The sequence below is a fragment of the Meridianimarinicoccus marinus genome (assembly GCF_040689105.1).
GTDB lineage: Bacteria > Pseudomonadota > Alphaproteobacteria > Rhodobacterales > Rhodobacteraceae > Meridianimarinicoccus > Meridianimarinicoccus marinus.
This window is the reverse complement of record NZ_JBFBVU010000027.1, coordinates 22,021-43,756: the sequence shown is the minus strand read 5'-3', so window position 1 is coordinate 43,756 and position 21,736 is coordinate 22,021. Positions and strand designations below refer to the sequence as shown.

Here is a 21,736-nt window from a genome sequence, read left to right as displayed (position 1 = left end):
GTCTCTCCTTTGGTGCGCACGCCGGTGTTGCCGTCGGCGCGCTTCAGTTCTGGACGATCACGATGTCCCGGTCGAACCAGTGTTCCTCAAGGTTTGGGCCGCTGCCGATCCGGTCCACGACCGCGAACAGCCCCGGTTCCGACAGTGGGGCCAGAACCCCGTGCCAGACGCCCCGGTGATAGTTGACGCCCTGTCCGGCCGCGGTCAGGAAGGCCAGCGGCGTGCCGGGTTTTCCATTTTCATCCGGTGCCACGACCACCAGAAAGGGCTCCTGGCTCAAGGGCAGGAAGGCTTGGCTGCCGTCGGGATGCCGTTCGACCATGTCCAGCTTCAGGGGCAGGGCGCGGGGCTGGGCCTTGAACAGGCTGATCCCGGCGCGGCCATCGGCGAAATCCAGGGTCGCGCGGTCATGAAACCGGCCGCACAGACCCTGGTTGATCAGCTTGTCGGGGGTGCCGTTGGCGTCCAGCACGTCTCCGTACGGAGCGAAGGCCTCGGCGGTCAAGGGCCGCAAATGAAGGGTTTCGGTCATGCACCCAGTTTCTCTTGCAGGCGCAATTCGGCGATCCGTTCGACCTGTCGGCAGGCTTCGGCGAATTCGGTGTCACGATCGTTGTCGATGCGCCGCTCGAAGGCCGCCGTGATCGATGTTTTGGTGTTGTCCCGCACCGCGATGATGAAGGGAAAGCCGAATTTTTCTGTGTAAGCATCGTTCAGCTTGGTGAAGCTGGCCCGTTCCGCGTCCGTCAGCGCATCCAGCCCGACCGAGGCCTGCTCGGCGGTGGATTCAGCGGTCAGGCGCTTGGCAGCGGCCAGTTTTCCGGCCAGATCGGGGTGCGCGGTCAGCACGCTCAGGCGTTGCTCGGGGCTGGCCGAGCGGAACACGCGGGCCAGCGCGTTGTGCACCCCGGCGGCGCTGTCGTGCGCCGGGCCCAGTTCCAGGTCATAGGCGCCCTCGGCAATCCACGGGCTGTGTTCGAACACGCCGCCGAATTCCTGCACGAAGGTGGCCTTGTCCATCTGCGACGGTGTGATCTGCTGCATCGGCGGATGCTCCTGTGCCCAGTGGTCGGCAATCTGTTCGCGGGTCGCGAACCAGACCCCGTCGTATTGGCGGAAATAGTCCAGCGCGCGTTTCAACGCCGCGGCGCGTCCGGGGCGGCCTGCCAGACGGCAGTGCAGCCCGATGGACAGCATCTTCGGCGCGCCGGCCTGACCTTCGGCGTACAGCACGTCGAAACTGTCCTTCAGATAGCTTTCAAACTGGTCGCCATTGGTGAACCCCGCCTGGATCGCGAACCGCATGTCGTTACAGTCCATGGTGTAGGGCACGATCAATTGCGGCTTGCCAGCGGCGCGGATCCAATAGGGCAGATCGTCGGCGTAGCTGTCTGCAATATAGGCAAAATCGCCCACTTCTGCCGCAAGATTGATCGTGTTCATGGAACAGCGCCCGGTGTACCAGCCGCGCGGCGGGGCGCCGGTGACCTCGGTGTGCAGGCGGATGGCCTCTTGGATCTGGGCGCGCTCCTCGTCGGGCGACATGTCCTTGTGTTCGATCCACTTCAGGCCATGGCTGGCCATTTCCCAACCCGCCGCTTGCATCGCGGCGGTCTGTTCGGGCGACCGGGCCAGCGCCGTGGCCACCCCGTAAACGGTGATCGGCGTGTCCTTCAGCAGGCTGTGCACCCGCCAGAACCCGGCCCGCGCGCCGTATTCATAAATGGTTTCCATGTTCCAGTGCCGCTGGCCGGGCCAGGGCTGGGCGCCGGTGATCTCGGACAGGAAGGCCTCCGAGGCCGCATCGCCGTGCAGGATGTTGTTCTCGCCGCCCTCTTCGTAGTTCAGCACAATCTGGATGGCGATCTTCGCGCCGCCCGGCCAGTTCGCCTTGGGTATCCGGGGGCCGTATCCGATCATGTCTCTTGGATATCGTGTCAACTTGGGTTCCCTCTGGTTTTGCCACTTGATAAACTGGAAAATCACTTAGCATTATCAAATAATAGCGAAAGGAGCCTCTTTGCAGACCGCCTTTGTCACCCGGGGGCGGCAGGGATTAGTAAACTGGAAACCACGAAGGAGAGACAACCTTGCCCGGATATCTGACCACCCATGTTTTGGACACTGCGCGCGGATGTCCCGCACACGGCCTGAAAATCGAGCTGTTCCGGATCGACGGCGACAGCCGCAAGCTGATGCGCGAAATGGCCACCAACAACGACGGCCGCACCGACGAGCAGATCCTGCCGCCGACGGAATTCCAGATCGGCATCTATGAGTTGGTGTTCCACGTCGGCGCCTACCTGGATGCCTGTGGTGTGCCCGCGGAAAGCCCGCGTTTTCTGGACCAGATCCCACTGCGTTTCGGCATGTCCGAGCCATCGCACTTTCACGTGCCGCTGTTGCTGTCGCCCTTCGGCTATAGCACCTATCGCGGCAGCTGAGGCCCGCGCCTCAGGGCTGGCCCGTATCCCGAATGATCGTGCCGATGCGGCCGATCATGAAGTCCATGAACAGCCGCGACTTGGGATCCTGCCGGCGCCGGTGCGTGAACAGGCAGGCCATCTGAATCGGTTCCGGCGGCGTCTCTACCGCCACCGGAACCAGCGCGCCAGAACGCAGGTGTTCGGTAATCTCGAACACCGGCTTCATGGCAATCCCGTGCCCGGCCAGCGCCCAGTCGGTCAGAACATCGCCATCGTCGGATTCGTAGCGTCCCGACACCCGGAACCGCTTGGGCCCGTCCTCGGTGGACAGCAGCCATTGAAATTCGGTCGCGCCGGGAAACCGCAGGCTCAGGCATTCATGCTGCTGCGACACCAGATCGAACCCGTTGGCCGGCATCCCCCGCTGTGCGATGTACTCCGGCGCCGCACACAGCACCCGCGCCACGTCGGCAATCTTGCGGATGCGCAGGTTGCTGTCTTCCGGCTGTCCCAGAAAGAACGCCAGATCAAGCCCTTCGGTGGTCAGATCGACGCGCCGGTCGGTCAGGCGCAGGCGGACGCTGACCTCGGGATATTCGGCCAGAAACTCCGGCACCTTCGGCGCGATCAACCGGCGGCCCACCCCCAAAGGGGCCGCGACATAGAGCGAGCCTTTGGGATTGTCGGTGATGTTGACGATCTGGGCTTCGGCGCTTTCCACCGCTTCCAGGATCTCGGTCGCGCCGCGATAGAAGGATTTGCCCTGTTCGGTCGGCGTCAGGCTGCGCGTGGTGCGCTGGAACAGGCGCACGCCCAGATGTTCTTCAAGCTGCGAGATTCGCGCCGAGGTCACCGCCGGAGAAACGCGTAAATCCCGACCAGCAGCGGACATACTGCCCAATTCATAGACACGCACGAAGGTGCGGATATTGTCGAGATAGGACATTGTTCGTTTTTTTTTGATGCTGCTTGGACTTTCACACCGATAGCAGAATAAACCGGCTTGGACTAGGGTCATCCAAACACCGAAAATCTGGGAGAAGCACTGTGTTCGAACTGGCAATCTTGTGGGACTGGGTGGCCTTTTCGGTCCGCTGGCTTCACGTCATCACGGCCATGGCGTGGATCGGCGCATCGTTCTACTTCATCGCGCTCGATCTGATGCTCAAGCCCAATGCGGCGCTGCCCGACGGCGCCTATGGCGAGGAATGGGAAGTGCACGGCGGCGGGTTCTATCACACCGTCAAGTACCTCGTGGCACCCGCGCGGATGCCCGAGCATCTGACCTGGCACAAATGGCAAAGCTACACCACCTGGCTGTCCGGTGCGGCGCTGCTGATGATCGTCTACTGGGTCGGCGGAGAGCTGTTCCTGCTGGATCCCACCAAGGTCGATCTGGCGCTGTGGCAGGGCATCCTGATCTCGGGCGGATCGCTGACCCTGGGTTGGCTGGCCTATGACGCCATGTGCAAGTCGCAGCTGCGCGAGCATCCGACCCTGCTGATGCTGCTGCTGTTCGTGATCCTGGTGATCATGTCCTGGGGCTATAACCAGATCTTCACCGGGCGTGCCGCGCTGCTGCATCTGGGGGCCTTCACCGCCACCATCATGACCGCCAATGTGTTCTTCATCATCATGCCGAACCAGCGCATCGTGGTGAAGGATCTGCAGGAAGGCCGCACGCCGGACGCCAAATACGGCAAGATCGCCAAGCTGCGCTCGACGCACAACAACTACCTGACGCTGCCGGTGGTGTTCCTGATGCTGTCGAACCACTATCCGCTGGCCTTCGGGACGCACTACGCCTGGGCCATCGCCAGCCTGATCTTCCTGACCGGCGTCACCATCCGCCATTATTTCAACACCATGCACCGTACCGGCAAGGGGCCGACCTGGACCTGGCTGGCCACGGTGCTGCTGATGGTGGTAATCGCCTGGCTGTCGACGGTGCCCGGCATCGACACCTACGAAGAGTCGGAAGCCCGTGACCTGACCCCGGCTGAACAGAAATTCGCCTCGGTCGACAGTTTCGAAGACGCCTTCTATGCGGTGGTCGGCAATTGCTCCATGTGCCACGCGCGGGAGCCGTCGTGGGACGGGATGCACTGGGCGCCGAAACAGGTGGTGCTGGAGACCGAGGCCGATGTGGCACGCCATGCCAAGCAGATCTACATGCAGGCGGGCCGCACCCATGCCATGCCGCCGCCCAATGCCATCGACATGGATCCCGAGGCGCGGATGCAGATCATTGCCTGGTACCGCGAGGCCACGGGCAAGGACGGCTAGTCACAAGCCCCGCGCGACAAACCAAAGGCGGCCCGGTTGGGGCCGCCTTTTCCTTGCGGCAGCCTCAGATCGCCGACGTGGCGATGCGATAGCGCGTCTCCCATGTCTCGCCGGCCCGCAGGCGCGCGGTGAGGGCGCGGGAGCTGCCAGAAAGCGGCCCGCGCGGGTTGGTGGAATGCACCTGCCCAAGATCGAAGGCGCCTGCGATCGGCTCGATCCCGATGGCGCTGAACCGGCCCTGCCACGGATAGGCTGCGCGGCCGCCGTTTTCGATCCACAGCAGGCAGAAGGGAAAGGAGGCGATGTCCCATGAGATCCGGGTCTCGTATCCTTCATCGGCATTTCTCAGGCTGACCGCGCCCGTGTCCAGTTCCACCAGAAGCAGTTCGACCGTGCGGCGCGGCAGCGGCAGGCGGCTGGCATCCAATGGGGCGCCGTCATGGGTCTGCAACCCGGTCAGCGACGCATAACTTCTATCCGGCGTCAGGATCGACACGCCCGGTTCGACGGCCACCGGAAAGCTGTGCACCCGCCGCAGCGAGGGGATCGACAGATGCGCCGCACCGGTACGGTCGGGCAGGCGCAGTACCGGATGCACACCGATGGGCAGATCCGCATCCCGGCGCGCCGCGATCCGCAGCGAAATATCCAGACCGCCGCTCTCATCCAGCGCAATGCCGCGTTCCAGCGATCGCACGGGGTGGCCGTCGGGATAGTCGATACTCAGGGTCAGCGACCGGTCGGTGCGCGCCGACAGGTGCCACAGGTGGTTCGAGCTGTAGCCATGGATGAAACTGTCGGCCACCGTGGCGTCGGCATCGATCCCCGCCATCCAGCGGTCGGGCAGGTCGGTGCGGGTCTCCGGCACGCCGAAGGGCACGCAGGGCCATTCCCCGCGCAGGCGGCGCAAAATGGGCGGCAGAGTCTCGCGTTGCGCGGCGGGATCGCCGGCCCAATCGCCGATCGCGAAGGGCTGCACCTCGGTTCCGTCAGATTGCCGGAACCAGACCGGCCCCAGCATCGCGCCCAGGGCGGAGACCTCGCCACGCACGGTGCCCCAGTCAAAGTCCCATGTCTCATCCTGCGGGTCGCTCATATCGGGGTCTCGCTTGGTCCTCGGCTGCCGGGGTGGCTCAGACGATGGCGCCGGGTTCTGGGTCGGGGAAGGCGACAAGCTGCGCGCCAGGCGTGAAGCTGTCGAAGCTCTGGGTCCAGGTGTGCATCGGCCATCTGAGTTGCATCGCGCCCTCGGCAGGCAGATAGGCCGCCGTGTAAAGCGTGCCGAAGCCGCGCGAAAAGGCCGTGGAATACAGCGGCGGCTTGAGGAAACTGGCGATGAAACGGTCCGCGGTCTCGGGGTGCAGGGTCAGCCGGTTCAGCAGGAATTTCTCGCGCTCGACCGTGGCGGTGAACCGGGCGTGGCTGGACCATTCGACCCGTTCCTGATGGTTGGTGGCCACCGGCGTGTTCGAGATGATGGTGGGCCGATCCGGCGTCAGATAGGCGGTGACGAAGCGCATCGAGCGGTCCAGCGCGGTCACGTTATAGCTCATGTGGCAGGGCACGCGGCGCAGCACCTTCTCGGCCTCGGCCACGGTTTCGCAGGTTTGCAGGATATAGCGCAGGATCAGCGGCACGCCGAAGCCTTCGCCAACCTCGCGTCGGCCGCCGAAGGTCAGCGACACCACAAGGCCGGCGTCGTTCATCCCGTCGACAAGACCGAACAGCCCGTCGGTCATCCCGATGACAGCGCGGCCCTGCCAGTGCGATTTCATCAGGATGCCGTCGAATGCGCGCGGGTGATAGTCGTAGTTGCGCACCAGCAGCGGCGCGTCGCCGCGCCAGACGGCCTGGCTGCAGCCCGACAGATAGCGGGGCGGGCAGTAGTAGCTGAGAAACCGCGCCGCGCTGTCGCTGCCACCGGCCAGATCGCACAGGTCTTCATACAGCGGCAGGATCTCGGGCATGTGGCGGCGCAGCGCGATGCGGCTTTCCAGATAGGTCGGGCGCGCGGTCAATCCCTCGCGCGCCCACCACTCCCGATACGCAGGCCAGTAGTCCTTGAACATCCCGGCCCAGATCGGGCCGGGGTCGTCTTCGCTGATGGCCTGAAACCGAACGGACACGCCTACATCATCTTGAAGGCGGGTTCGCTGGAGGCCTGCGCCGCCGGCAGCGGCCGTGCCGAGAACGACGACTTGATGCCGTCGATCCACGCCTTGGCCCGGTCGTTCAACTGGAAGCCCTTGGTCATGGACCGGCCACGGGTGACGAGAATGCCCAGATCCGCGCCTTCATAGCGGTAGTCGCCGGTATTCAGGATGCGCAGGAAGAAGGCCTCGTTCTCGGTTTCCACCGCGCGGCGGTGGTAGTCGAAGCGGTCGAAGACCACGGTGCCATCGTCCAGCATCTTGTAGATGCCGCTTTGCGGCGCCTCGGTGACCAGATCGACGCTGTCGTCCGTGTGTTTGATGACCATCTGCGACCAGCTGTCGATCATGTCCGGATCGGACCAGCGGGCGTTGATTTCCTCGACATCCAGCTCGAACGGCTTTTTCGAGAATTCCAGCAGGTGGAACAGGAACAGCGGCGCATCCGCATGGGCGAAGGCGGCGTGGTTGGTCATCGAACTGGCGCCGGTGATGCGCGGGTTCAACTCGCCCAGCCACAGCTCTCCGGTTTTCTTGTCGATCAGGAAATCCAGCTCGAAATAGCCGCGATAGCCGACCTTGCGCAATTGCTCGCCGAACTTGAAGGTCAGTTCGCGGGCCTGCTGACGTGCCTTGGGCGGGAAGGAGGTCGCGAAGATCTCGTTGCCACACCAGCCGCCGCGATAGGGGGTCAATTCCTTGAAGCCCACAAGCTCGGTCATCAGCGGGCCGACGATGGTGCCCTGGCTGGTGGCGCAGGCCTCGATGGCCGATCCGCGGCAGTTGATCCGCTTCATGATCTTGATCTCGCCCTCGCCGACGATCTCGTGCTCATGCTTCTGGAAGTCGGCTTCGGACTTGATGAAGAAGGTGGTGTGGCCGCTGTCGCCGAAGGCCGATTGCAGCACCAGATCATCACCCAGCCCGGCATCCTTGCAGATCTCCTGCAGGTGGGCGTAGCTCTTCACCTCGTGCAGGGTGTTGGGCACCGACGGCACCCCGGCTTCGTCGCCGATGCGGACGGTTTCGATCTTGTTGTCGCAGCGTTCGCGCAGGGCGGCCTTGGGGAACCAGATCTCGCCGCCCAATTCCTTGACCAGCGCTTCCGTCTTTTCGTTGAACATCAGGAAGACGAACTTGGGCTTGCCGCCGCGCTGCTTGACGAAATCCACCACTTCCTTGTGCTGCAACAGGTAGTTGTTGATGTCCTCGATCGACTGGAATTCGTCGTGCGGCACCTCGGAGGGCACCAGCACGTTCGGGTGGCGCCCGTCGAAACAGTCCATGTAGCAGATGTACTTGAAGTTCTTCACCCATTCGTCGATGCCGAGCAGGTTGAAGTTGGTGGCGGACACGAAATAAATCGGATCTTCGTTGGTGTGGAAGTACCGTCGAATTTCCGAGATGTTCTTGAGCTTCTTCTTTGGCATGGTAACTCCCTCGTCGGTGGTTCAGTTCTTCGAAAGACGCTCCAGGGCGTGGGGGGCGAAGACCCGAAGGCCCAGATCCGGGCGGTAGCCGTGGATCTCGCTCACGTCGAGCGCGCGCATGAATGTCAGGATCTCGCGGCTGATGACCTGTCCGGGCACAAGGATCGGAAAGCCGGGCGGGTAGGGGATGATGAACGAGGCCGACACCAGTTGTTCGCCCGCGTCCAGCTTGGCCATGATCCCGTCGTCCAGATCCAGATAGTCGCAATTTTCCTCGTCGTAGGCCAGGAAGAAGGCCGTGCGGATGTCGCCCTCGGGGGTTTCGCCGTGGCGGAAGGCCATGTCGAAGCGGCTGAAATCGGGCAGCGGCGGCACATGTTCCACAAGGCTCTTGACCCGGTTGTCGAACGACCGTTTTTCCATGATCGAGGCATCGTCCAGCAGATCGTCCAGATCGTTGGCAATGCCCAGCAGCACCTCGATCAGATAGGCGATCGACGAGCGCGTGGTGCCGATGTTGGTCATGAACAACACGGTGTTGCGCGAGGTCTTGTTGATCTGGATGCCGTGCTTGTCCATCAGGATCTGGGTCTTGAAGGTGTCGCCGTCCCAACCGGTGCCACCCACGGCCAATGTCACCTTGGTGGGGTCCAGCACGAATTCATCGCTGCCCCAGTGATCCCAGGCATCGGTCCAGCCCTGCTTTGAATCATAGTAGCTTTCGATCCCGCTTTCGCGGTACTCGGCCGGGATCATGTCGGCCACGGTCAACACCTTGAAGTATTTCTCAAGTTTGGGATGGGTGTTGATGGCCCGGCGCAGCGTCATGGCGCTGTCGATCTGGCGCTGCACGAACTCATAGCCTTCCAGTTCAACCTGCCGCCGGCCCACGTCCAGCGAGGCGATGATCTGGTAGTTCGGCGAGGTCGAGGTATGGGTCATATAGGCTTCGTGGAAGGCCTGTTCGGTCTCGCCCTTGAAGTCCTGGTCGTAGACATGGATCATCGAGCCCTGCCGCAACGAGGTCAGGGTCTTGTGGGTCGATTGCGTGGAATAGACCCGCACCCGCGCGTGTGGCGGCGCGATCAGCCGGGTGTTGAGCAGGGTCTCGTCGTCCGCATCGGCCAGATCGGCCTGCTGCTGTTCCCAGGCCAGCGCCCGTTCGGGGCTTTTCAGCGTCCGGCGCAGCGCTCCGGCCGTATACATCGCGGTGCGGCGGCGATAGGCCGGGTTGAAGCGGGCAAAGGCAAACCAGGCTTCATCCCACAGGAACACCAGGTCGGGCTTGATCGCCAGGCATTCCTCCATCACCCGTTCGGTGTTGTAGACCAGCCCGTCGAAGGTGCAATTGGTCAGCAGCACCATGCGCACCCGGTCCAGTTTCCCGGCGGCTTTCAGTTCCAGCAGCTTGTGCTTGATTTCCTTGGTGGGCACCGCCCCGTACATGGAATGCTGGTGCAGCGGATAGCTGTCCATGTAGACCACGTTGGCCCCGGCCAGCACCATGCCGTAGTGGTGCGACTTGTGACAGTCGCGGTCCACCAGCACGATGTCACCCGGCCGGATCAGGGCCTGCACCACGATCTTGTTGCAGGTCGAGGTGCCGTTGGTGGCAAAGAACGTCTGTTTCGAGCCAAAGGCCCGGGCCGCGGATTCCTGCGCCTTCTTGATCGGCCCCTTGGGCTCCAGCAAACTGTCCAGTCCGCCACTGGTGGCCGAGGTTTCAGCCAGGAAGATGTTGGGCCCGTAAAACGCGCCCATGTCCTGGATCCAGTGGCTGCGCGCGATGGATTTGCCTCGGCTGATCGGCATGGCGTGGAAGACGCCCGTGGGCTGCTTGGAATATTCCTTCAGCGCCGTGAAGAACGGCGATTTGAACCGGCTGTTCACCCCGCGCAGGATGTTCAGGTGCAATTCAAGGAAGTCTTCCTGATTGTAGAACACCCGCCGGCAGCCGCCCAGATCCATCGCCGCGATGGTTTCGGCCGAGCGGTCGGTGACCAGATAGGTGTCCAGCTCGGGCCGGATCTTGTGCACCAGACGGCAGGTTTCGGGGCCGTATTCCTCGGGCCGCAGCCCGTCGACCTCTTCATCCTCGCTGACGCTGGTGAGGTACTTGTTCAGGATCGACACACCGTTGCGCGACTTCAGGGCCAGACCGGGCCGGACCACCACGGCCTGCACGTTGAAGTTGAACATGATGCCGATCAGCGCGTCTTCCAGACTGGGGACGATCACCGGTTCATAGATGAAGGCATCCTCGGGGCGACGAGCGCGTTGCAGGCTCTGGCGCAGCCAGCGTTCCTGATGCTCGCTCAGGTCATCGACGATCAGCACCTCGAAATAGGGCCGCCCCAGCGCGCGGGCCTCGGGCGACAGCGAGGCTTCGTCCTCGAAATCCTCGGCATCCATCTCGCTCGACATCAGGGGCACGACGCGGCGGCGATAGGCCCCCGACGCCAGTGCCCGCGCGGTGCGCAGCACACTGTGGCAGAAGTCGTCGATGTTGCGATGTTCCAGCAGCCTGCGCATGTGTTCGAAGGCGGCCGCGCCGGGAAAGGCCCAGTACGCCTCGATGGGGGCCAGGGCCGCAAACAATTGTTCGGCGCGGTTCAGCAAGGTTTTCTGCTGGCGACTTTCGGACGGATGCAGCCCCAGACCTTCGGCAACCTCCCGCAGGGTGCTCCACCGGTCGGCGCGCAGTTGCGTGGCGCTGTAGTATTCCCCGATCGAAGGCAGGCTCTTTCCGCCGGCCTGATCCGGTTTGGTTCCGGACGCTTCGGTTGGTCGTTTCGTCATGGTCAAACCTGCTCTCTGTGGCTGGTGAAATCTCGTATTGACGCGAACTTGTACGACACAGGGGAATGAGCGGGCGCGTCTATCCCGTTTCGCGGTGCCAGTTGGCGATTGCCTTTTCCTCGGCCTCTTCCAGCATGGTGCGCGGGTCGGCGGCGCTGAGACCGGCCAGGGATCCCTGCTTGGGCGTTTCCAAGGGCCCCAGGGCCCGCAGATAGGCGTCCGAGCCGCTGCTTGGATCGTAGATCGGGAAATTGACCTCGCGGTCGCGGAAGCTTTTCAGCACCTGGCCAAGCCCCTTCAGGCCGAATTCGCGCTGGCGGCGGACCTGATCGAGATCGATCTCGATAGGGAACATGTCATCCTGTCCCGCCGACTGGTGCAGCACCATCGCCGAGGGATCGACCACCAGAGACCGTCCGACCCCGCCCGAGCCAAGCCCGTTGACGTCAACGACATAGCATTGGAACTGCGCCGCTGTGGCCCGCGCGATGGCGATTTCGGCTTCGCGATCTGCTGTGCCGGTCAGCACCGGGTGCAGCAGCACCTCGACCCCCTGGCTGGTCAGTTGCCGGGTGGTTTCAGGAAACCAGATGTCATAGCAGATCGACAGGCCAAAGCGGCCGACCTCGGGCACGTCGAAGATGCAGAATTCGTTGCCCGCCGAGATCCCTTCCTCATACGGGCGGAAGGGAAACATCTTGGAATACTTGGCCACGATGTTGCCGTCCGGATCGATCACCACCGAACTGTTCAGAATGCGGCCATCGGGCTTGGTTTCGAACATCGAGCCGGGGATCAGCCACAGCTTGTGCTTGCGCGCCTTTTCCTGGAACCGGGCGATGTCGTCGTTGGGAAAGGGTTTGGCAAAACGGTGCAGCGGGCCATGGGCGGCCAATTCGCTGAACACCGCCATCTGGGTCCAGGGGAAGCGCGCCATCAGAATGTCGACGCGGTGCAACATGGCATCGACATTGGAATGCAGCGCATCGACATGCATCTGGATGCCGGCAATAGCAAAGGGGGTCATACTCGTGTGGTCTCCTGGTGGTCCGGTTGGGACCGAAGGTCGGGGGCCCCACGTGCGCTGTTTCTGCGCCGCGCGGGACCGGATTTTCAGGTGTTGGCCTGCCGTGTCATCAGCAGGGGCAGGGGTGTCTGCCAAGTGGATCGGCGGTCAAACCTCGCAGCCAGTGGCGACTTCTCCCGTTTCGGGGCGATGCCGCAAGGCACCCGCGCCGGCCCGGTCTCGGAAGGGCACGGCAAGGCTGGACAGGCAAAGGCATGACGCGGTTGCATCAGCGGGTAAGGACGGAAGGATCCCGCGAGGGATCGGGTCGCCTGTCATGGTTTTTCGTCACGCATGTGATCATTGTCAGCCACATTGGCGCGAGTCGCCGGCGAATGAAACAGATATTTTTCCGGCAGCGGCGGCCTGCCCGGGCGGCAAGGCCGGGTCACGCGGTGTCACACAAGGCAGTTCCGGGGCCGCGCCGGGCGGCCCCGCGCACGTCAATGCGGCAGGATCGCCATGGCGTCGGCGTCCCACGACACCCAGACAGGCGCATCACCGTGCTGTGACAGGGTGGCCACATCGGTGAACACCCGCAGGGTCTGGCCCGGTGCATCCTCCAGCGCGATGTCCACGGCGCTGCGGCTGCCCAGGAACACGCGCTCGGTGATCCGCCCGCGCACGGCGTTGGCCGTGCCCGGCTGCTCGGCATGCAGCGACAGGTTTTCCAGGCGCAGCGAGGCGGCCATCTTCTGCCCTTCCTGCGGCGCGCCGGAGGCTGCCAGTCCGGTCAGAGGGATGCCCTGCCAGTCGAAACGCACCTGTCCGCTGGCGCGGTCCACGCCGCGAATCTCGCCTTCGATCAGGTTGGTGTCGCCCACGAATTCGGCGACAAAGCGGCTGGCCGGTCGGAAATACAGATCCTCGGGCGTGCCGTCCTGTTCAATGCGGCCCGCGTTCATCACCACGATGCGGTCGGACATGGTCAGCGCCTCTTCCTGATCGTGGGTCACAAAGAAGAAGGCCTTGTGGGTGCGGCGCTGGATCGACTTCAGTTCAAGCTGCACCTGGTGGCGCAGCTTGGCGTCCAGCGCACCCAGCGGCTCGTCCAGCAGCAGCAGGTCCGGATCCGGCGCCAGCGCGCGCGCCAGCGCCACCCGCTGCCGCTGCCCCCCCGACAGTTGCGAGGGGTAACGGTCGGCAAAGGGTGTCAGTTCCAGAAAGGCCATCAATTCGTCCAGCCGCGCCTTGATCGCGGATTTGGACATGCCTTTCAGCTCCAGCCCGAAGGACATGTTCTGCGCCACGGTCATATGCGGAAACAGCGCGTAATCCTGGAACACCATGTTGATGTGGCGGCGTTCGGGCGGCAGGGCGGTCACATCCTCGCCACTGAGGATGATGCGACCGGTGTCGGGTTTTTCGAACCCGCCGAGGATGCGCAGGGTGGTGGACTTGCCACAGCCCGACGGCCCCAGGAAGGTGACGAATTCGCCGGGACTGATGGTCAGGTCCATTTCGTGCAGGGCGACGGCCTTGCCGAAGCTCTTCGAGATCCCTTCCAGGCGGACAAGCGGTTCCTTTTCGGAGCTCATGATCAGGTGTCCTTGTTCATGCGGCGGCTGGAGCGTTCGGCCCAGACCCCCAGCACCGCGGTCAGCACCAGCGCCACGGCAGAGATTGCATTGATTTCCGGCGACATGCCCGAGCGCAGCTTGGCAAAGATCAGCACCGGAAGCGTCGGTTGATAGCTGCCCAGGAAGAACGAGCGCACGAAGTCGTCGAAGCTGAGCAGCAGGCAGAAGATGGAGGCCCCCATCAGTGCCGGTTTCAGATAGGGCAGGGTGATCCGGGTGAAGGTCACGAAGGGATCGGCGCCCAGATCGCGGGCGGCTTCGCCCATGCTTTTCGGCAGGGTGGTCAGGCGCGCCATGACCACCAGTGTCACGAAGGGCACGTTGTGGACCGCATGCGCCCAGATGATGGCGAACATCCCCGGTTCGATCCCCAGCTGCCGGGCATAGATGCGAAAGGCGATGGCCGAGATCACGCCCGGCACCAGCGCCGGCAGGATCATCAGCGCATAGACGGCCGCGCGGCCGACAAAGGCCCGCCCCGCCAGCAGCACCGCCAGCCAGGTGCCCATCAGCACCGACACAAGGGTCGAGGCCACGGCGATGACCACCGAATACAGGAAGGTCACCATCAGTTCGGTGTCGCCGAAGACCCCGATGTACCAGTCCAGCGTGTAGGATTTGATCGGGAAGCCGATGAACTTGCTGTCCTTGAACCCCATCAGGATCATCAGCGCCAACGGCACGAACAGATAGACCACGAAGGCCCAGAAGACGACGGACAGAACGACGCGATGCGAACGGGACATCAGCTGTCTCCCTTGCGAAGGAAGGCTATCAGGCGGGTGAAGATCCCGCTCAGCACCAGGGCGGCCACGAACATGATGACGGCGAAGGCCGCACCGGTGGGCCATTTGTCCCCGGCGACATGGAAGAAGCCGGCGATGGTCTGGGCAAAGACCGTGCTGTTGGGACCGCCCAGCAGCACCGGCGTGCCGTAATAGCCGGTGGAGATCAGGAACACGAGCGTACATCCCGAGCCGATGCCCTCAAGGCTGAGCGGCAGGGTGATGCGGCGGAACCGGGTCCAGGGGCCCGCGCCCAGATCGGCGGCGGCCTCGGTGAAGTTGCGCGGCAGTTTTTCCAGCGCGGAATACAGCGGCAAAAGCATGTACAGCGCGGTCAGGTAGATCAGCCCGACGCTGACCGAGAAACCGGTGAACATGAAGGGGATGGGCCGGTCGATCAGCCCCAGCCATTGCAGTGCGATGTTCACCGCGCCGTTGTTGCCCAGCAGGATCATGATCGCATAGGTGCGCACGATCTCGCCGGTCCAGAAGGGGATCAGCACCAGCAGCAGCAGCGCCAGCTGGTTCTCGCGCTTGACGTAGCGGGCCAGATAATAGGCCACCGGATAGGTGATCAGCAGGGTGACGAAGGTCAGCGAGGCCGAGTAGATGATGGTTCGGAAGAACGGTTTCTGGAACACGCTTTCGGTGAAGAACGTCCCGTAATTGTCCAATGTGAAATGCGTTTCTTTCCCAGGTGCTACCGGATAGGCATCCAGCAGGCTGACCTGGAACATCTGCAGCATCGGGCCCAGATGCTGGGTGATCAGCCAGATCAGCGGGATGATGCCCAGCAACAGAAATTGTCGACGCGGCGACGCAAAGATCAAACCCGTCAGGGCCTGGTAGGGTTTCCAGGCGACGAGACGGCCCCAACGGGTGGCGTCTTCCGACGCCGGGGGCCGGGTCACGGCGGGGGCGCCACGTTTGGCCCCGACAGATGCCGTGTTGGTCATGGTTACTATCCTTCCTGCCACTGCAGAACCTGTGGCTTCGGGCCAGCCGGACGCGGCCCGAAGCAATGGTGGTTGGTCAGGCCGCCTTGATGGCTTCCACGGCCGGATCGACCAGACCGTATTTCATCTCGTTGGCTTCGGCGCGGAAGAACTGCAGGTTGGCCAGTTCCTCTTCGCTGAACGAAGACGCGGCCTTCTCGGCATCGGTCAGATAGGCGTCCGCGCCCTTGAAGGTCGAGATGAAGCCCGACGCCCGGGTCATCGCCGCGCCAATCTCCGGTTCGGCCAGGATGGCGTTCAGGAAGGTATAGGCGTTGTCGAGGTTCGGGCAGTTGTTGGCGATGTTGTAAGTGTAGACGAAACCGTAGGAGCCTTCCTTCGGAATGGTCATCGACACCGGGAACCCGTCGGCCATCAGCGCCGCGATGGGACCGTTCCAGGCGCAGGCCATTGCGATGTCCTGGTTGACGAACATCTGCTGCACTTCGGCACCGCCGTCATAGTACTTGCGCACCAACGGCTTCTTCTCGATCAGGAAGTCGCGGGCCTCGGCGACGATCTCGGCGGCGCGCTCGGGGTCGTCCAGATAGGCAACCATGTTGCCGTCATAGCCCTTCATCAGCATCACGATCGACATCATGTCCTGAATTGTATAGGCGGTCTGGCCCTTGTACTTGTCCGAGAAGAACGTCATCCAGCTTTGGACATCCTCTTCCGGCACCAACTCGTTGTTGTAGGCCAGAACTTCCATGCCGGACAGGATCGGCGCGCCCCATTTGTTGCCGTTGATGGTCGACCAGTCGCTTTCCGAGAACACCGGGTTGATGGTGCTCCAGTTGGGCAGGCGATCCACGTCCAGCGGCTGCAGAAGATCGTTTTCAATGAACTGCAGGAAGCGGTGGCCGGCCACGGTCATGATGTCCACGGTCGGGTTCGGCTGCTCGGCGGCCAGCAGGTTGAACTGCTTGCCCTGGTCGTCCACCAGGCGGACGTTGATCTGGATGCCGGTGTCCTTCTCGAAGTCCTTCTTGAAATCGGCCGGCACGAAATCGTTGTAGGTCCAGACGTTGACTTCGCCGCCCGCGGCATGGGCGCGGCGCAGGTAGGCCGGGCTGGCCAGGATCCCCGCCGTGGCGGCGGTGGTGCCCAGGAACTTCCTGCGATTGAGGATCAGTTTCGACATGTCTGTGTCTCCTTGTTGGTTCGAAAAAGGACCGGACCGGTCCCTTCGCGAGGGTGAGGACGCCCTTGTCAGGCGCTTGGCGTTGTTTGCGTTGCGTCAGGCAGGATCCCGGTATGCGCTGCCATGGTCAAGTCATCCAGGCTGAAAGCTGTCAGATCCAGCGCCGACAGCAATTGGTTTTCCGTGGCGAAATCGCGTCCGTACATGGCCGAGAAGATGTCGATCCCGGCCTGGTGCAGCACTGCTGGTTTGCCTGCCAGCCGGCCCAGAACAACCACCGGGAGCAGACCGTATGGCACATCCTCGGTCACGTAGCGGCTGTCGGCGGTGGCCGGTCCGGTGCCGCCATTCCCCTGCGCGTGCATCTGCTGGTTCATGTCCGAGATCGAAGCGACCGGCACGTGAAACGACTGGTGAAAATGCTCGAAGATGGTCTTGACCGACAGCTCCAGCGCATTGGCGATGGCCAGCCGTTCCTCGTCCAGCCGTTCCAGAAGGCGGCCGACCTTGGGGGTGACGTTCTGGCCCTGGCTCCAGTTTTCGCCGCGTTCCATGCGGGTCATGTTGCCAAGGGCGATGCCCATGTGGTTCTGCGGGTTCAGGTTCGACAAGGTGATTGCCAGAAGGCCGTCGCGCGGGGCGAAGACCGGGCCGAACAGATCTTCGCATTGGTCCAGTGCCGCGTCCTGCTGATCGGCGGGCACGGTGCACATGTCGATGCGGGCACGGATGGTGTTGACCAGAACCGCCGCCCCGTCCTGCCGCCGCCCGGTCACGGCGGTGGTGCCCCAGCAGGTGATCGGCGCGCTCACGCCGCGTTCGGCCAGCTTGCCGTGCAGGTAAAGCGCCCCGAAGGAAGCATGCGACGAGATGATGACATGCTGGCCCTCGCAGATCACCGGGGCCAGCGCGTCGAACACCGCCTTGTGACCATAGCCGGGCACCGCCACCAGCAGTACATCGGTCGCGGCAAGGTCCTTTGGCGTTTGGGCAATAGCGGGCCGGTACTGCCCGTCCAGCGCGCCGCTTGCAGTGATGCCGCCCTCCAACCCCTGGGTGCCCGCCCCCGACGGTGACCACAGAACCGCCCTGTGGCCCCGGCTTTCCAGCAGGGCAGCGGTGGCCAGCGCGATGGAGCCTGCGCCCGCGATGCCAATGGACAGGCTCATGCGGAACCCTCCTCGCGGACGGGATCGCCCAGCACATGCATCAGCCGGTTGGCCCAGCCGAACAGCGCGGTGGACAGGATCAGGTCCAGCACTTCTGCTTCGTCCAGACCGGCGGCGCGCAGGGCATCCATGTCCTCGGCACTGGCCTCGGAGGGGGCGGCGGACAGCTTGCGGGCAAAGTCGAAGATCGCCCGGTCGCGCGGGCTCAGGTCGGCATTTTCACCTTTGGCAAACAACTCGTCTGTGACGCGCGTGTCCTTTTCGATCTGGGCGTGCCGCGAGGCATGAACGGCGGCGCAATAGATGCAGCGGTTCACGATCGAGGCCCCAAGCGCGCCCAACTCCCGCTCGGACCGGCTCAGCCCTTCCTTGTCGTACATGATCGCGTTGAACAGCGGCGAGCGCACTTTCAGGCTTTCCACGTCATGGGCCAGCGTCAACACATATTCCGACACCTTGGTGTTGGACGGGGTGACCTGAAGGGCCTCCAGTTGCGCGGGTGTCGCTTCGGCCAGATCGACCGGGGTCACGCGCGGCCGCCATTGCGGCACGTTGCGGGTGAACTTATGGATCACGCGGGCGGTCATGCGCGGGTCTCCGTCATCAAGCGCAGCCCGGCGATCAGGCGCAACTGGTAGGCCAGGAAGGCGTTCAACTCGCACAGGCGGACGATATCGGCGTCGCTGATCCCGGCGGCTTGCAGACCGGCGATATCCGCTGCCGCAATGTCGCGGGTCTGCACCGCGACATTGTCCATGAAGGCCACGACTTCGGCCAGTCCTTCTGCCGCGCCATCCTGACCGGGGTCGGTCAGGTCGGCATGGGCGGTGCCGGTCATGCGGCCTGCATAGCGGTCTGCCACCGCGTCCATCCGGTTCAGCCGGGCAATGCGGGACGCCAGCGCGGCGCGCAGATCAGCAGGCCATGCGCCGCAGTCTGCGGGCGCAAGTACCGCTTCTTCGGCGGTCTGGGTCATCTCAAGGATGTTGGCCCGCAACATCACCGCCACCGCGCCAGGGCCTACTGGGGCAACGCCACCTTCGGCCACAGCGGTGGTTGACCAGATGTCGCTCACGCCTCGACCTCCTGCGGCAGATCGCTTTCGACCCATTCGGTACCGTCCAGCTCGGGCGTGTCGTAGTCCAGCATGCCTTGCCAATGGGCCTCTACATCTTCGGTGTAAAGCGTCGCGGCAATGTCGCGGGCCAGCCATGCGGCCCCTTCGGAGACGCCGGGAATGTCGCCGCTGACCTTGCCCAGGCTCGCCGTGGCGCCATAGTTGAAGCAATAGACGTTTCTCAGCCAGGGCGCTGTGCCGGGCACTTTCTCGCGGAAGGTAAAATCCGGGTTCAGATAGGGGAAACGGCCCAGGTCGGCGTTCTCCTCGCCCGCAGGCGGCGTGTAGACATCCTGCCAAAGCTGGATCTGCCCGGCGGCATCGCCGAACTCCTTGCGTTGCAGCGGATCGGTGATGAAGCCGGTGCCAAGGATCAGGAAATCGGCGGTCCAGCTTGTACCGTCGGCAAAGCTGATCCTCACCTGATCGCCAACCTGTTCGGTCTTCGTCGTGGCCTTGCCAAAGTGGAAATAGGCGTTGTCATGGCGGCTGACCCGCAGGGTCGAGCCATGCGGCGAAGGCGTCTGCGTGGCAAAGCTGTACTGCATGAAGCGCCAGCGCCAGGCGTCGTCCATGGCCGAATACCCGGCGGTAAAGCCAAAGCTGCCGATGCCCATCATCTTGTTGACGGTGGGCATGGTCTTGCGCCGGATCAGGTGGCGAACCTCGGCGGCGCCATGCTCCAGCGCCTCGGCAGAGTTGTCCACCGCAGAGGCGCCGACACCGATCACCGCCACCTTCTTGCCTTTCAGACCGGCAAAATCGATGTCATCGGCGGAATGCGCCCAGAACGCTTTCGGCAGGTCGCGGACAAAACCGGGAATGTTGGGCTTGCCGGTGCCGTCGCGCCCGGTGGCCGACACCAGCTTGCGCGTCAGGATCGAGCCTTGCGCCGCCCCCGACAGGTGCAGCCGCAGCAGGTCGCCTTCGGGTTCCACCAGATCCACCGAGACCTCGTTCTCGACAGGGATGTCCAGCACCTTTCGATACCAGCGCAGATAGTCCATCCACATTGGCCGGGGGATCTTGCCCAAAGCCTCCCACGCGGCGGTGCCATGCTGGGCGCGGTACCACGCCTGGAAGGTCAGCGCGCCATGGCCATAGGCAGGGCCGGTCAGTTCCTTGGGTGAGCGCAGGGTGACCATGCGGGCATAGTTCAGCCACGGCCCCTCGAAGCCCGCCGGGGAGCGGTCCAGCACCCGTATGTTGTGGATGCCGCCGGTCTTCAGCGCCAGCCAGGCCACCATCCCGCACATGCCGCCGCCGATGATGACCACGTCGTGCACCGGCTCCCCGCCATGGCTTCGCGGCGGTACCCAGGATTTTCCGGGGCAGCACAGGAAGGCCAGATCCTCGTGCAGGCGCGCTTCCAGTGCGGGCAGTCCGGCGCCGTCGATGCTGGGCAATGGGGGCTGTGTCATGGTCTGTCTTTTACCTCTGAAGTTCATCTGCACGGGGTGGGCTCAGGCGGTGGTGCTGCCGGGCCAATGCGGGTGCAGGTCGTCGATGAAATAGCGATGCCGGTGGCGATGGCCCTGCGCGTGATGTTCGCGCAAATGCGGATGGCCTTCGGGAAGTTCGGGATGTTCGTGGACCAGACCGGCAGGCGGTTCGGCCACCCAGACGCGGGCGGCCAGCACCAGCGTCAGAAGGGCGGCGATGCACAGCCCGGCCATGGCCGGGGCCGGACCAACGGCCGCGCCCAGCAGTCCGGCGGCCGGATAGGCCAGCAGCCAGCCCGCATGCGACAGGGCGAATTGCGCGGCAAACACCGCCGGGCGGTTTTCCGGGGTGCTGGAACGGGTGATGATCAGCCCGCCGGGGGTCAGCACCAGCGAGGACGCCGCCCCGAAGCCGAACCACAGGACCAGCGCCCCGGTCTCGCCGGGCGACAGCAGGACCAGCGCCCCGAGGGCCGCAAAGATCACAACCCCCAGCGTCATGATCCGCCGTTCGCTGGCATGGTCCAGCAGGCGCGGCACCAGCAGGGCCAGCGCAGCCGCGCCCAGGCCATAACAGGTCATCAGCCGGGGATAGAATTCGACGCCGGTATCGAAATGTGCGCCCGCGTAGATCACCGAATTGACCAGCACCCAGGCCATCATCAGCGACAGGGCGAATTGCATCAGCCACAGGCCGCGCAGGCGCGGGGTACGCAGATAGATCCGCAAGCCACGCGGCAGACGTTGCCGGAACGGGGTCTTGGCGGTGGCCACATGGGCGGGAAACCGCGTCAGCATCAGCATCGCGATGGATCCCGCAAAGCTGAGGCTGGCCAGGAAGAACAACTGCCCCGGCGCGATCAGGTTCAGCGCCAGCGCGGCGATCACCGGGCTGAGGATCGACTCCAGCGTGTAGGCCAGCCGCGACAGGGCCAGCGCGCGGGCATATTCGGCCTCGTCCGGGATCATGTCGGCGATCACCGACTGGAACAGCGGCGTGAAGCCGGAGGCAAAGGCGAAGAACACGAAGGCCAGCCCCGCCACCTGCCACGGCCCCACGGCCAGCGCCATCAGCGCGACGACGCCCATGCGCACAAGGTCGATCATCGCCAGGACCGGCCGGCGCGGGTAGCGCGACAGCGCCGCTTCGGCCACCGGCGAGACCAGCACGTAAGCCACCATCTTCAGCGCCAGGATGCCCCCCAGCATCGCCCCGCCCAGCGAGATGCCGCCAAAATCATAGGCGCTGAGCGCCAGCGACACCGTCAGAATCCCTACCCCCGTCAAAGACAGGATCTGCGCCGCGAACAGCCGCCGGAACTGGGGATTTCTGAGCGGGTGGTTCAA

General features: G+C 63.8%; 19 protein-coding genes. 2 read left to right on the top strand and 17 right to left on the bottom strand.

Translation table 11 applies throughout. The features are described 5' to 3' along the window. Positions 1-43: 43 nt before the first annotated feature. Both AB0T83_RS16590 and puuE read right to left on the bottom strand, forming a co-directional pair. Positions 44-532 carry an ureidoglycolate lyase gene (locus tag AB0T83_RS16590; protein WP_366194338.1) on the bottom strand — a complete coding sequence of 163 codons (489 nt, stop codon included), beginning with the start codon at positions 530-532 and terminating at the stop codon, positions 44-46. After that, positions 529-1,941, bottom strand: coding sequence for an allantoinase PuuE (gene puuE / locus AB0T83_RS16585; protein ID WP_366194337.1), 1,413 nt, complete (start codon positions 1,939-1,941; stop codon positions 529-531). The genes AB0T83_RS16590 and puuE overlap by 4 nt, the downstream gene beginning before the upstream one ends. A 149-nt stretch (positions 1,942-2,090) precedes the next feature. On the opposite strand from puuE, the gene uraH reads away from it, so the two are divergent. Next, positions 2,091-2,444, top strand: coding sequence for a hydroxyisourate hydrolase (gene uraH / locus AB0T83_RS16580; RefSeq protein WP_366194336.1), 354 nt, complete (start codon positions 2,091-2,093; stop codon positions 2,442-2,444). 10 nt (positions 2,445-2,454) lie between these two features. Here uraH and AB0T83_RS16575 read toward each other — a convergent pair whose 3' ends face one another. After that, positions 2,455-3,372 carry a LysR family transcriptional regulator gene (locus AB0T83_RS16575; RefSeq protein WP_366194335.1) on the bottom strand — a complete coding sequence of 306 codons (918 nt, stop codon included), beginning with the start codon at positions 3,370-3,372 and terminating at the stop codon, positions 2,455-2,457. Between the two features lie 101 nt (positions 3,373-3,473). Here AB0T83_RS16575 and AB0T83_RS16570 point away from each other — a divergent pair, with 101 nt between their 5' ends. Further along, positions 3,474-4,712 carry a urate hydroxylase PuuD gene (locus tag AB0T83_RS16570; RefSeq protein ID WP_366194334.1) on the top strand — a complete coding sequence of 413 codons (1,239 nt, stop codon included), beginning with the start codon at positions 3,474-3,476 and terminating at the stop codon, positions 4,710-4,712. Positions 4,713-4,776: 64 nt separating this feature from the next. Here AB0T83_RS16570 and AB0T83_RS16565 read toward each other — a convergent pair whose 3' ends face one another. The 14 genes from AB0T83_RS16565 to AB0T83_RS16500 form a co-directional block, all read right to left on the bottom strand. Beyond that, positions 4,777-5,808 carry a hypothetical protein gene (locus AB0T83_RS16565; RefSeq protein ID WP_366194333.1) on the bottom strand — a complete coding sequence of 344 codons (1,032 nt, stop codon included), beginning with the start codon at positions 5,806-5,808 and terminating at the stop codon, positions 4,777-4,779. A gap of 37 nt (positions 5,809-5,845) precedes the next feature. Then, on the bottom strand, positions 5,846-6,838 hold the full coding sequence (locus AB0T83_RS16560) for a C45 family autoproteolytic acyltransferase/hydrolase (protein WP_366194332.1): 993 nt from the start codon (positions 6,836-6,838) through the stop codon (positions 5,846-5,848). A 2-nt stretch (positions 6,839-6,840) separates the two neighbouring features. Then, on the bottom strand, positions 6,841-8,292 hold the full coding sequence (locus tag AB0T83_RS16555; RefSeq protein WP_366194331.1) for a biotin carboxylase: 1,452 nt from the start codon (positions 8,290-8,292) through the stop codon (positions 6,841-6,843). Positions 8,293-8,313: 21 nt separating this feature from the next. After that, complete coding sequence (locus tag AB0T83_RS16550; protein ID WP_366194330.1) at positions 8,314-11,091, bottom strand: aminotransferase class I/II-fold pyridoxal phosphate-dependent enzyme; 2,778 nt, start codon at positions 11,089-11,091, stop codon at positions 8,314-8,316. Between the two features lie 79 nt (positions 11,092-11,170). Then, entirely contained in the window at positions 11,171-12,118 is a 948-nt protein-coding gene (locus AB0T83_RS16545) for a carbon-nitrogen hydrolase family protein (RefSeq protein WP_366194329.1), read from the bottom strand. Between the two features lie 482 nt (positions 12,119-12,600). Beyond that, a complete protein-coding gene (locus tag AB0T83_RS16540) occupies positions 12,601-13,695 on the bottom strand; it encodes an ABC transporter ATP-binding protein (protein ID WP_366194328.1) in 1,095 nt (364 codons plus the stop codon). A 2-nt stretch (positions 13,696-13,697) separates the two neighbouring features. Further along, positions 13,698-14,483 (bottom strand): ABC transporter permease, encoded by a 786-nt coding sequence (locus AB0T83_RS16535; RefSeq protein ID WP_366194327.1) that lies wholly within the window; start codon positions 14,481-14,483, stop codon positions 13,698-13,700. Continuing rightward, the gene (locus AB0T83_RS16530; protein WP_366194326.1) at positions 14,483-15,478 is read right to left on the bottom strand and encodes an ABC transporter permease; all 996 of its coding nucleotides are present in this window, start codon (positions 15,476-15,478) and stop codon (positions 14,483-14,485) included. The genes AB0T83_RS16535 and AB0T83_RS16530 overlap by 1 nt, the downstream gene beginning before the upstream one ends. Before the next feature lie 76 nt (positions 15,479-15,554). Next, positions 15,555-16,661, bottom strand: coding sequence for an ABC transporter substrate-binding protein (locus tag AB0T83_RS16525; RefSeq protein WP_366194325.1), 1,107 nt, complete (start codon positions 16,659-16,661; stop codon positions 15,555-15,557). 68 nt (positions 16,662-16,729) lie between these two features. Then, positions 16,730-17,830 (bottom strand): NAD/NADP octopine/nopaline dehydrogenase family protein, encoded by a 1,101-nt coding sequence (locus AB0T83_RS16520; protein WP_366194324.1) that lies wholly within the window; start codon positions 17,828-17,830, stop codon positions 16,730-16,732. Then, positions 17,827-18,417: a peroxidase-related enzyme gene (locus AB0T83_RS16515; RefSeq protein WP_366194323.1), complete on the bottom strand. Its 591-nt coding sequence runs from the start codon at positions 18,415-18,417 to the stop codon at positions 17,827-17,829. The genes AB0T83_RS16520 and AB0T83_RS16515 overlap by 4 nt, the downstream gene beginning before the upstream one ends. After that, positions 18,414-18,905: a hypothetical protein gene (locus tag AB0T83_RS16510; RefSeq protein WP_366194322.1), complete on the bottom strand. Its 492-nt coding sequence runs from the start codon at positions 18,903-18,905 to the stop codon at positions 18,414-18,416. The genes AB0T83_RS16515 and AB0T83_RS16510 overlap by 4 nt, the downstream gene beginning before the upstream one ends. Next, on the bottom strand, positions 18,902-20,368 hold the full coding sequence (locus tag AB0T83_RS16505; protein WP_366194321.1) for an NAD(P)-binding domain-containing protein: 1,467 nt from the start codon (positions 20,366-20,368) through the stop codon (positions 18,902-18,904). The genes AB0T83_RS16510 and AB0T83_RS16505 overlap by 4 nt, the downstream gene beginning before the upstream one ends. A 42-nt stretch (positions 20,369-20,410) precedes the next feature. Continuing rightward, positions 20,411-21,736 (bottom strand): MFS transporter, encoded by a 1,326-nt coding sequence (locus AB0T83_RS16500; RefSeq protein ID WP_366194320.1) that lies wholly within the window; start codon positions 21,734-21,736, stop codon positions 20,411-20,413.

Excerpts from the sequence above, each read along its gene's own strand:
- AB0T83_RS16535 (WP_366194327.1), bottom strand. The coding sequence starts at position 14,483 with ATGTCCCGTTCGCATCGCGTCGTTCTGTCCGTCGTCTTCTGGGCCTTC.
- AB0T83_RS16565 (WP_366194333.1), bottom strand. The coding sequence starts at position 5,808 with ATGAGCGACCCGCAGGATGAGACATGGGACTTTGACTGGGGCACCGTG.
- AB0T83_RS16575 (WP_366194335.1), bottom strand. The coding sequence starts at position 3,372 with ATGTCCTATCTCGACAATATCCGCACCTTCGTGCGTGTCTATGAATTG.
- AB0T83_RS16555 (WP_366194331.1), bottom strand. The coding sequence starts at position 8,292 with ATGCCAAAGAAGAAGCTCAAGAACATCTCGGAAATTCGACGGTACTTC.
- AB0T83_RS16550 (WP_366194330.1), bottom strand. The coding sequence starts at position 11,091 with ATGACGAAACGACCAACCGAAGCGTCCGGAACCAAACCGGATCAGGCC.
- AB0T83_RS16505 (WP_366194321.1), bottom strand. The coding sequence starts at position 20,368 with ATGACACAGCCCCCATTGCCCAGCATCGACGGCGCCGGACTGCCCGCA.
- AB0T83_RS16520 (WP_366194324.1), bottom strand. The coding sequence starts at position 17,830 with ATGAGCCTGTCCATTGGCATCGCGGGCGCAGGCTCCATCGCGCTGGCC.
- AB0T83_RS16530 (WP_366194326.1), bottom strand. The coding sequence starts at position 15,478 with ATGACCAACACGGCATCTGTCGGGGCCAAACGTGGCGCCCCCGCCGTG.
- AB0T83_RS16590 (WP_366194338.1), bottom strand. The coding sequence starts at position 532 with ATGACCGAAACCCTTCATTTGCGGCCCTTGACCGCCGAGGCCTTCGCT.
- AB0T83_RS16515 (WP_366194323.1), bottom strand. The coding sequence starts at position 18,417 with ATGACCGCCCGCGTGATCCATAAGTTCACCCGCAACGTGCCGCAATGG.
- AB0T83_RS16525 (WP_366194325.1), bottom strand. The coding sequence starts at position 16,661 with ATGTCGAAACTGATCCTCAATCGCAGGAAGTTCCTGGGCACCACCGCC.
- AB0T83_RS16540 (WP_366194328.1), bottom strand. The coding sequence starts at position 13,695 with ATGAGCTCCGAAAAGGAACCGCTTGTCCGCCTGGAAGGGATCTCGAAG.
- AB0T83_RS16545 (WP_366194329.1), bottom strand. The coding sequence starts at position 12,118 with ATGACCCCCTTTGCTATTGCCGGCATCCAGATGCATGTCGATGCGCTG.